The 10389-nt window shown below is 56.0% G+C and carries 7 protein-coding genes; 5 read left to right on the top strand and 2 right to left on the bottom strand.

Going from position 1 to position 10389, the window contains the following annotated elements:
* Window positions 1–139 precede the first annotated feature (139 nt).
* Window positions 140–1408, bottom strand: coding sequence for a glycosyltransferase (locus tag PsWM33_RS05415; RefSeq protein ID WP_206598978.1), 1269 nt, complete (start codon window positions 1406–1408; stop codon window positions 140–142).
* Window positions 1409–1566: 158 nt separating this feature from the next.
* Entirely contained in the window at window positions 1567–1944 is a 378-nt protein-coding gene (locus tag PsWM33_RS05410) for a VOC family protein (RefSeq protein WP_063294230.1), read from the bottom strand.
* Window positions 1945–2200: 256 nt separating this feature from the next.
* On the opposite strand from PsWM33_RS05410, the gene PsWM33_RS27930 reads away from it, so the two are divergent.
* The 5 genes from PsWM33_RS27930 to trxA all read left to right on the top strand — a co-directional run bounded on the left by PsWM33_RS27930 (window position 2201) and on the right by trxA (window position 10267).
* Entirely contained in the window at window positions 2201–2521 is a 321-nt protein-coding gene (locus tag PsWM33_RS27930; RefSeq protein ID WP_208994406.1) for a winged helix-turn-helix transcriptional regulator, read from the top strand.
* A gap of 123 nt (window positions 2522–2644) precedes the next feature.
* On the top strand, window positions 2645–3091 hold the full coding sequence (locus tag PsWM33_RS05400; RefSeq protein WP_063299478.1) for a GNAT family N-acetyltransferase: 447 nt from the start codon (window positions 2645–2647) through the stop codon (window positions 3089–3091).
* A gap of 150 nt (window positions 3092–3241) precedes the next feature.
* Window positions 3242–6364, top strand: a complete 3123-nt coding sequence (gene addB / locus PsWM33_RS05395) for a double-strand break repair protein AddB (RefSeq protein ID WP_063299477.1) — start codon at window positions 3242–3244, stop codon at window positions 6362–6364.
* Entirely contained in the window at window positions 6364–9834 is a 3471-nt protein-coding gene (gene addA / locus PsWM33_RS05390) for a double-strand break repair helicase AddA (protein ID WP_063299476.1), read from the top strand. The genes addB and addA overlap by 1 nt, the downstream gene beginning before the upstream one ends.
* Before the next feature lie 112 nt (window positions 9835–9946).
* On the top strand, window positions 9947–10267 hold the full coding sequence (gene trxA, locus PsWM33_RS05385; protein ID WP_063286502.1) for a thioredoxin: 321 nt from the start codon (window positions 9947–9949) through the stop codon (window positions 10265–10267).
* Window positions 10268–10389: the final 122 nt, after the last annotated feature.

The following is a 10389-nucleotide window of genomic DNA, read 5'->3' as shown; positions in this document are numbered from 1 at the left end:
ACCTCCGCCTCGCTACCATTCAAGCACAAAACAAACACACAGGGATCCAGAACCCCACCCACTAACACCAGCACTCATGGCACCACATAGCGGACCTCCGTCCCGCCAACACGCACGCAGACAGGAGCAGCCAACACCCTCACGTGCTACCTACACCAGCAAGACTGGCTTCAATCTCTGCGACTGCAGTACCCACGCCGTCTTCGCTTTGCAGGTGCAAGGCAAGGTCACTCGCGTTTTTCTTCAGTGAAGCGTCATTGACTGCAAGGTGAATGGAGTGTGCCAACTTGTCAGCAGTTAAGGCTTTGCGGGGCACAGGTGGGGCGCCAACGCCCAGAGCAACACTCTTTTGAGCCCAGTAGGGCTGATCGCCGAAGAAGGGGCACAGAACGCAAGGCACGCCTGCGCGGAAACCTTGAGCAGTGGTTCCCATGCCGCCATGGTGCGCCACAGCTGCCATCTTCGGAAACAGCCACTCATGCGGAACATCAGAAACACTCAGGATATCGTCGCTCTCAATGGCATCAAACCCAGCCCAGCCAGTTGAGAGGACACCGCGAACATTCGCCTTTCGCAGGGCCTCAACAAGAACCTCTTGCAACGCTTTCGGGTCCTCAACTGTCATACTGCCAAACCCAATGTAAACGGGTGGAGGTCCACGCTCGAGGAAACTGCGCAGATTTGCTGGTGGCTCATAGTCCCCGTCAGACTTCAAACTCCAGTAACCGCTCATAACCGCCTCATCCGGCCAGTCCTTTGGCCGGGGAACAACCCACGAGCTGATCGCATGAAGCGTCTTGATTGGTAGGACGCCACGGGGAAACAAAACCTCATTGCGATGCCGGATTGCTGGCAGTTTCAGAGCCTTCGTGCGCAATTGATTGATTGATTTACGAAAAGCCGAATAAGAGAGTTTGACGAGTGCGTACCCCAGCTTGTTGTAGCCCGGTATTGGCAAGCGGGGCATCCCCGCCACAGGGAACTCGTTTGTTGGAACGATCATCGGCTGCAACAACCCCATCACAGCCGGAATGTTCAATGCTTCTGCAATATGAGGCGCAGCCATCACTTTGGGGTGGAAGACTATAAGATCAGGCTGAACGGCTTGGGCAGCCTGCCACGCATCACGGTTGAGCCCATCGTTCAGCCGTCCGGATTTCTTCGCGAGCCGTGTACCTGCTGCAACTCTCTTTAAGAGCCCGGATGATCCCTCCAGCGCCGCAATCCCGTCAGGAGTGGTCATCAGATCAATCGTGTCGTTCGAAAGTGGCTCAAACGCCAGACCGAAACTCTTGACCCAGTCACCATACTTTTCAGCACTGCTGAGTGTAACCGTGTGACCACGAGCTGTAAGCCCGCAGGTCAATGCGATAAAGGGCTCCACATCTCCGCGAGAGCCGTAGGTCAAAATGAGAATCTTAGCAGGCTGCAACATCCGGCAGAGTATAGACCGCTTTCAGTGCAATGCCATCAGGTTAAGCCCCGCCTTGCAAAGCTTACGCTCACCTCAATGGGACACTGGTTTTTCAGTTGCCCATTGAGGTAAGCGTGTAATTGGCACTTGTATCACGCAGGCACAGTCAGGTCCTGTGCCAACATCATCGCGTTGCCGTCTGGGTCGTAAAACGTGGCTGTGCTTACCATGCCCTCGATGGTTTCGGTCGCACCGTCAAACTTCACACCCGCAGCTTCCAAAGCACCGCGCGCACTCTCAATATCACCAATGCCAAAAACAGGAACGGTATTGCCGGGGGTAGGCTTTGTCTGTTCACCCAGCCCAAGTGTGACGCCAGCAGTTTTTGTCTTCATCTCACTCCAGCCAGCCTCATCAATGTGATGGATCAACTCAAAGCCGAGCATGGAGCTGTACCATTCAGCGCTCACATGGCGATCACGAACAGAAATGGCGAGGGTAATCGTATTTTCCAAAGAAACTAAGGACATCAAACTTTCCTTTTGTGAAAAAATAAAGTAACTATACTTTATGGACATTTCGACACTTGTCAAGCTCACTTCTCGGGCTTGGTCTCTAAACATTCTGGCCCTATTACATTCAGGGGTTCCCGGCAGGCAGGCTCCGTTGCTGGCCGCATCTGGTGCTGGCCGCACGTCATTCGCGGCCAGTCTTGAGCATCTCACCCAGCTCAAACTCTTGGAGAGGAACCCGGGCCACGGCCACCCACTCCGCCCGGAGTTCCGCTTGACCCCAAAAGGTGTCAAAGCCGCCGAAATCGCCAGCAGGATCGTGGCCGCAGTTCCCGATGAAAAGGAATTTGCCTTACTGCGCAAAAGCTGGACGGTTCCCATTCTGGCACTCACTGCTACCCCCCAGCGCTTCTCGGGAATAAGATCAGACCTGACGACAATCACCGACCGCGCATTGTCAGCCTCGCTGGTTCGGCTGGAAGAGCGGGAATGGATCAAACGCGACATCAACATGTCCGAGCGCCAACCATTCCCCACCTATTGCGCCGCAAACACCGGCATCCAAATCAACCACGCAATTGACCTGCGGGCGTGAGTGAGGCGTGGGACATAACAATACACCACGCTTTTTGCTGTCTGTGAGGCATCACGATTAACCCGCCCTCACAGAATTGAGAGGGTTTCTCGACATATGACATGATCCTCAACGGAGACATCAATGACCTTAATCCTGAGTTCCGATGATGCACCCCATTTTCTGACTCAGCTGTGCGATTGGTTTGCTCAGGAATGGGGGGAGCTGGACCCAGTTAACCTCCGGCAGAGCGACCTTGAAGGGCCATCCCCTTTGCTGGCAATAAGCGAGGAGGGGAAGCTGATCGGCGGATTGGCGTTTACAATAGCCCCAGAACCTCAGAGCACGACGAACTCTATCTGGATCAATGCGTTGCTGGTTGCTCCAGAACACCGGCGAAAAGGCATTGCTTCGAAACTGGTAAGTGCAGCCGAAAAGGCAGCTGCTTTGAAGGGCATAACTGAGCTGTTTGTTTATACAGAATACGCAGCCCTTTACACCGGTTGCTTCTGGGAGCTTCTTGAAACCAAAGAAGGTAACTCAGTTCTGAGCAAAGCACTGGAGCCACGAGTGCGGGAAGAACCGCTTTGAGATGATGCGTGCGGATGTAGCGTCAAAAACAGAAACAGTCCGGTTCATCACCAATCACGCGGGGATATAAAACCGCGCCGTGCTTTTTGCTGTGTGATCCGCTGAAAACTGAACTAAAAAGGAGCATTCGGTTCTGTTCAGGAGGCTCCGGTGGCGGCCACCCCAAATATTTTCAGCGTTTCCCCATCCACGCCCTTTCTGCAGGCAACTGTAAAAGCGTTGCTCTCTGGGCAGTTGATCCCGGGTTTTCAGGCGGATGATAACCCGCTGGCGCTGGCCGATGTCACCATCTACGTGCCAACCCGCCGTGCTGCCAGAACCCTGCCGGATGTCCTGCGCAGAGCTTTGGGCTCCAAAGCCGCCTTGCTGCCGAAGATCCTGCCACTCGGTGACGTGGACGAGGAAGAGCATATCCTGAAAGGTCATGGAGACGGCGAGGCGCTGCCACCCGCCATGTCCACCATGGAACGCAAACTGGCCATGACCCGCCTTGTCTGGGCATGGAAAGGCCAGCTCCGTCGCCAGATCCTTCAGCTCAAAGAAGATGATCCTGCCCGCGTTCCAGCGTCCTCCGCTGATGCCGCATGGCTCGCGGGCAACCTGCTCACGCTTATGGATGAAGTGCAGACAGAAGAAGCCAGCTGGGCAGAACTGGGCAGTCTTGTCCCCGATGACCACGCCGAATACTGGAAGATCACGCTCGAGTTCCTGAAGATCGTCACCGACCTGTGGCCCGAGCACCTCAAAGCCATCGGCATGATGGACCCGAAGGAGCGTCGCTCAGCCCTCATCCGCGCAGAAGCTGCCCGCCTGCGCACAACACCGCCACGCGGTCCGGTAATTGTAGCTGGTGCAACCGGTTCCTTCCCAGCAACCGCCGAGCTGATGAAAGCCGTGCTGAACTTGGAGAACGGAGCCCTTGTCCTTCCTGCACTCGACATGGGCATGGATGCCGAAAGTTGGCAGGCACTTGGCAGCCCGACAGAGCCACAACGCGTTCCCGGCCATCCCCAATACAGCCTCCGCCAACTGCTTCTTGCGCTGGGCATAAAACGAGAAGACGTTACACAGCTGGGCGCACCGGAAAGCGAAGCCTTGCGCCTGCGCTGCGAGATCGTCAACGAAGCGCTCCGCCCAGCAGAAACAACGGAAGAGTGGCAAAACTTCTTCACCTCAGAGCTGGCAGACCACAGAGAGACCGCCTTTGCAGGCACGCAGCTGATCACAGCGCGAAACGAATCCGAAGAAGCGCTCTCAATCGCCCTGCTGCTGCGTGAAGCGGTGGAAGCAGGCAAATCGACTGCGCTGATCTCGCCAGACAGAACACTGGCCCGCCGCGTGGCATCAGAGTTGACCCGCTGGGGCATCATCGTGGACGACACCGCTGGTCGCCCGCTGGAGCAAACACCGCCCATGGTGCTTGCCATCCTCACCGCAAAGCTTGCCCTACAAGGTCTCGATCCGGTCAACCTGCTGGCCTTGCTCAAACATCCGCTCGCCTTCCTCGGCATGAAGGCCAAGGAAGTTCGTTCCGCCGCCCGTGCTTTGGAACGCGGCGTGCTGCGTGGCCCACATCCAAGACCGGGCCTGAGTGGCCTGCGTGAAGCGGTGGCAGCTGCGCATGATCAAGCTATGGAGAAGGCGGATAGACCTGTCTCTCGCTGGCGTAAGCTGGTGGAAGAGGACTGGGACGCCATCAACACCCTGCTGGACCGTCTAGAACAAGCGCTCGGCCCACTGGAAGCCCTGCTGCAAAACCCAAATGAGATCCCGGTCGAAGACATCATCAAAACCCACGTGGATGCAGTCCTGCTGCTTGGGGCTGATGAAAACGGCTCCACGGAAGAGCTGTTCAGTGGCGAAAACGGTAAGGCGCTTGCCGAAACCTTGACGTCCTTGCTGGAAGCTGATGCTGCGGGCCTCTGCGTGCCTGCCAATGAATGGCCCGGCGTGTTTGGTGCCCTCATCACTGGCGGCGCCGTTCGCTCTCGTACACCTGCCGATCCCCGCATCCATCTGCTCGGCCCCATGGAAGCCCGCCTCCAGCGTTACGACCTCGTCGTCCTCGGTGGACTGAACGAAGGCACTTGGCCGCAGCGCACTCGCAATGATCCATGGCTCAACCGCCCCATGAAAGGCCAGATCGGCCTTGACCCGCCAGAGCGTAAAATAGGCACCTCCGCCCACGATTTCCTCTGGAACCTCGGCGCGCCGGAAGTCGTGCTCTCCCGCTCCGAGCGTGTAGATGGGTCCCCAACCGTCGCCTCCCGCTGGCTCCAGCGCATTGTCACGCTGGCAGGCCAAAGCGTAGAGCAGCAAATGCGCGCCAAAGGCAAACGCTATACCGAGCTTGCCCTCGTGCTCGACCGCTCAGAAACGCCAGTCCGCCCAGCCAAGCGCCCTGAGCCAAAACCGCCAGTGGAAGCGCGTCCAGTTCAGCTCTCTGTCACAGCAATCGAAAACCTGATCCGCGATCCGTACCTCATCTACGCCAAAAACGTCCTGAAGCTGGATGAAGTTGACCCAATCGGCGGCGAACCGGGCGCTGCCGACAAAGGCAACATCATCCACGATGCGCTCGCAAACTTCCTTGAGGATTGGGATGGGCCATTCGACGACAAGGCAGTTCGAGCACTAAAAACTGAAGGTGGCCGACTGTTCCGCCCACTGGATGCCTTCCCTGCCATCCGCGCTCTGTGGTGGCCGCGCTTTGAGCGCATCGCAGAGGAGTTTGTTGCGTACGAAGGTGAAGTCGCACCGAAGATTTATGACCGTTTCCTTGAGGAGTACGGCAAAGTGGAAATGCAGCGCCCGGAGCGCAACTTTACGCTCACAGGCCGTGCAGACCGCATCGACCAGATGAAAGACAACAGCTTGCGCGTGGTGGACTACAAAACCGGCCAGCCGCCCTCCGCCAAACAGGTCGAAGCGCTGCTCTCGCCACAGCTGCCACTGGAAGTCGCTATGATCCGCCGTAAGGGCTTTGAGGATTTGCCCCACGACATGCCCATCTCCGACATGCTTTACATCCAGCTTAAAGGTGGCAGCGATGCCGTGAAACTGGAAAGTCGTGTACCAAAGGAAAGCACTGCCGAAGAGCTGGCAGAAGAAGCATGGAAACGCTTGGAACAGCTCGTCGCCGCCTATGAGAACCCGAGGAAAGGCTATCTCTCAAGAGCACGTGTGCTGAAGGAAAGGGAATGGGCCGCCTCCTATGACCATCTTGCTCGCGTGCAGGAATGGTCCCTTGGAGAAGACGGGGAGGATGCATAATGGATATTCCGGCAAAAACCCTCGACAGCCAGCAACGCGCAGCGCACCCTGAAAATTCCGCATGGGTGAGTGCAAACGCAGGCTCCGGCAAAACATTCGTGCTTGCCCGACGCGTTGTCCGCTTGTTGCTGTCCGGCACCGACCCATCCCGCATCCTCTGCCTGACCTTCACAAAGGCAGCAGCGGCGGAGATGGCAACCCGCGTATTTGACTCCCTCGCCAAGTGGACGCAGCTAAGTGATGCAGAGCTTGCCGTCGAGATCGAGGACATCGAAGGCCGACCGACGTCAACAAAACAGCTGGCAAACGCCCGCCGCCTCTTCGCCAAAGCACTGGAAACGCCGGGCGGTCTGAAGATCCAGACCATCCACGCGTTCTGTGAAGCGCTGCTGCACCAGTTCCCGCTGGAAGCGAATGTTGCAGGCCACTTCTCCGTACTGGATGACCGCCTTGCGGAAGAGCTGCTCAATGAGGCCCGCGCCAGCGTTCTGCACAGTGCAGAGATTGAGCCGGACTCCGACATCGGGTCAGCTCTGTCCCAGCTTATCGAGCTATTACCGGATTCAGGCGTTGAGAAAGCTCTGTCTGAGTTGATCAGTCGCCGCGATGCATTCTATCGCTGGGTCGCCCCTTATGGGGACCTGGAAAGCGCTGTTTCTGCGCTATATGCTGATTTCTCCGTCATGCCGGCTGATGATATATCTGGCTTTGCATCTGCGTTGCGACGGAATTCTTCTCTCAGTGACGACGAAGTAAAAGCGTTTGCAGAAGCCTTACGCGTCGGCTCCAAGACAGATCAAGACCGTGCCGCTGCTCTGGATCAGGCCATCACGCTCAAAAGCGATGAAGCCTGGCGTATCGCATGGTTGAAGATCTTCCTCACCGGAACCCTTAGCCCACGCAAGTCTCTCGCCACGAAGAAGGTCCAAACAGCCTTCCCGGAAGTCGTTGAGCGCTTGTTCGCCGAGCAAATGCGTGTGTTGGAAGCGCTGCAACACCTGAATGCCGTCATAACGGTTTCTGGTACAAAAGCGATCCTCACCCTCTCCGATGCGGTTTTGCGTTATTACGAGACGGAAAAACTCCGTCGCGGCTACCTCGACTTTGAAGATTTGGTGGTAAAATCTGCGCAGCTCCTGTCCCGTGCCGAAGCCGCACAATGGGTGCAGTACAAGCTGGATCAGGGCCTCGATCACATCCTTGTCGATGAAGCACAGGACACCAGCCCGCGTCAGTGGGAGGTGATCCGCGCACTGGCAGAAGAATTCTTCGCTGGTGACAGTGCACGAGATAAAGTGCGCACCATCTTCGCGGTGGGGGACGAAAAGCAGTCCATCTACTCCTTCCAGGGCGCTGTTCCAGCTTACTTTGCTGAAATGCGCAAATTCTTCGCCCGCAAAGCAGCGGAAGCGCAGAAAAACTTCGAAGGCATTGAACTCAACCTCTCCTTCCGCTCCACACCGGATGTGCTGGGCGCGGTCGATAAGGTATTCGACACGCCGGAAACCTACAAAGGTCTGTCACAGGACAATGTTGCACCGGTACACGAAGCAATCCGCCACAACGATCCGGGACGTGTTGAAATCTGGCCTCTGGAAGAAGCCGTTGAAACGCTGGAACCAGACGATTGGACCCAGCCCATTGACGCCATCGGCACCGGCAACCCCATGCTTCGCCTCGCCACCCGCATTGCAGAGCAGATCAAGGACTGGGACCAACGCAAAATCGCAGGCCCGGGGGATGTTCTGGTACTGGTCCGCAAACGCGGCCAGTTTGTGGAAGCGCTCAACCGCGAGCTCAAACGCCTGGATGTACCCGCCGCAGGGTCTGATCGCCTTATTCTGACGGATCACATCGCCGTTAAAGATCTCGTCGCGCTGGGCCGCTTTATTCTGCTGCCGGAAGATGACCTCTCTCTCGCCTGCGTCCTCAAAAGCCCGCTCTTTGGTTTGCTGGATGATGACCTCTTCGAGATCGCCCACGAAACACCGGGTGTCCCAAGACCGGGCACTCTCTGGCATGAGCTGCTGAGAAAGTCAGAGAACAGCGAGAAGTGGCAAGAAATTCGCAAGCAGTTGGTTGTCTGGCGTGACCGCGCCGACTTCGTTCCACCCTTCGAATTTTTTGCCAAGATCATGGGAACCGACGGCTATCGCCAGAAGTTTCGTGAGCGCCTCGGCACAGAAGTGGATGACGTGCTTGATGAGTTCCTTTCATTGACGCTCACCTATGAAAAGAGTGGCACACCCGGCATGGAAGGCTTCCTTGCATGGCTTGCAGAAGCGCCAACTGAAATCAAACGAGAGCTCAACGCCTCTAAAGGCATGGTCCGCATCATGACCGTCCATGGCTCAAAGGGATTGGAAGCGCCCTACGTTATTCTCGCTGATGGCTGCAACGCACCCGTCTCCAGCCTGCATGCGCCGGTGATGGTTGAAAAACAACGGGCAGGGGATACGGAAGCAGCGCCCGCTCTCGTCTGGCTGCCGAACAAAGCACAGCGCACCGAATGGCATGAAGAAGCGCTGGAACTGCTGGCAGAAGAGCAGAAAGAAGAATATCGCCGTCTGCTCTATGTAGCTCTTACCCGTGCCAAGGATCGGCTTGTCGTGTGTGGCTGGTCACCAAAGCGTGGCCCGCATGATGAATGTTGGTACACACTCACCCGCAACGGGTTGATTGAAGAAGCACGCGAGCAAACAGATGCAAACGGCGAAGTGTCGGCGTGGATTTGGACCAAGGGCGGCATAGAAAAGCCAGAGCCGATCCTGCCGCAATCTGAAAAGATTGAGAGCCGGAAACAGGCGGTTATGCCAGACTGGGTCTCAACAAACGTCAGCACACCTGAGCGTATCCGCCGTGTAAAACCATCTGCCGCCTTTGAGGAGATGGAAGCAAAAGAGAATATCGAGCAGCAAGATCCGAAAGATGCTCTCGAAGCAGCTCGCCAACCAGAAGACTGGCCACTGGTCGGTGGCCGCATCGTTCACAGACTGCTCGAGTTCCTGCCTGATCTGCCAGAAGAACAACGCGTGGTATCTGCCGAAAGGTTCCTTGCCAGTTCCCTGCTGGAGCGCTTTGCGGACAAGAAGGAACGCCTGCTGGATGATGTGTTGGGTACGCTGGGCAACCCAGAGTTTGCAGAGCTGTTCAGCGCTAATGGCAGAGCCGAAGTTCCAATCCAGGGCATGCTCACGGGAGAGGATGGTAAGCCGGTTGAAATCTTCGGTCTGATTGACCGTTTGCTGGTCAATGACGAAGAAGTGATTATTCTCGACTTCAAGACAAATGCCTACGTCCCAAGGAGCATGCACGATGTCTCCGAAACGTATGTTGCGCAGCTGGCTGTTTATAGAAAATTGCTTTCTGAGCTTTATCCTGATCGGAGAATAAGAGCGCTGCTCCTCTATACGTCAGGTCCTCATTTGGTAGAAATACCAGTGGAACTGATGAAATCTTTTAAATTCTAGTCGAATGTTGAGAATTCGTTCGCTTGACGCTCGGCACTTGCGTTCTTACTTTCAGGGCAACAGAGTTTGCTCAGTTGGGGCGACTCAACCTGCACTATGAAAAGAGGCAAAAATGGCCACTGTGAATGTTGAAGACGGTAACTTCGAAGCTGAAGTACTCCAGAGCTCGACCCCTGTTCTCGTAGATTTCTGGGCGACCTGGTGTGGTCCTTGTAAAATGATTGCGCCGTCCCTGGAAGAAATCTCTGAGGAAATGGCTGGTCAGGTCAAAGTTGCTAAGTTGGATATCGACAGCAACCAGCAGAGCGCAATGAATTACGGCGTTCGTTCTATCCCAACCATGATCCTGTTCAAGGATGGTCAGCCAGCTGCAACCCTCGTAGGCGCACAGCCTAAGGGCAAAATTGCTGATTGGATTAAGCAGTACTCTTAATTTTGAAGGTATCTGCAACGAAATGCTGAGTAAAATCGGGCATTCTGAGGATCTCCGGTCATGGAAGTGGCCGGAGGTCTTTTGTTTTTGTCAAACAGCGACTAAATAAAGACCGGATAGAT

Source organism: Pseudovibrio sp. WM33 (assembly GCF_001623165.1).
GTDB lineage: Bacteria > Pseudomonadota > Alphaproteobacteria > Rhizobiales > Stappiaceae > Pseudovibrio.
Note: the sequence above shows the minus strand (reverse complement) of the source record. Positions and strands in the feature narration are given on the sequence as shown.

What these genes read in the sequence shown, in the direction of transcription:
- PsWM33_RS05410 (WP_063294230.1), bottom strand. Translation starts at nt 1,944, where the DNA reads ATGTCCTTAGTTTCTTTGGAAAATACGATTACCCTCGCCATTTCTGTT.
- PsWM33_RS05400 (WP_063299478.1), top strand. Translation starts at nt 2,645, where the DNA reads ATGACCTTAATCCTGAGTTCCGATGATGCACCCCATTTTCTGACTCAG.
- addA (WP_063299476.1), top strand. Translation starts at nt 6,364, where the DNA reads ATGGATATTCCGGCAAAAACCCTCGACAGCCAGCAACGCGCAGCGCAC.
- trxA (WP_063286502.1), top strand. Translation starts at nt 9,947, where the DNA reads ATGGCCACTGTGAATGTTGAAGACGGTAACTTCGAAGCTGAAGTACTC.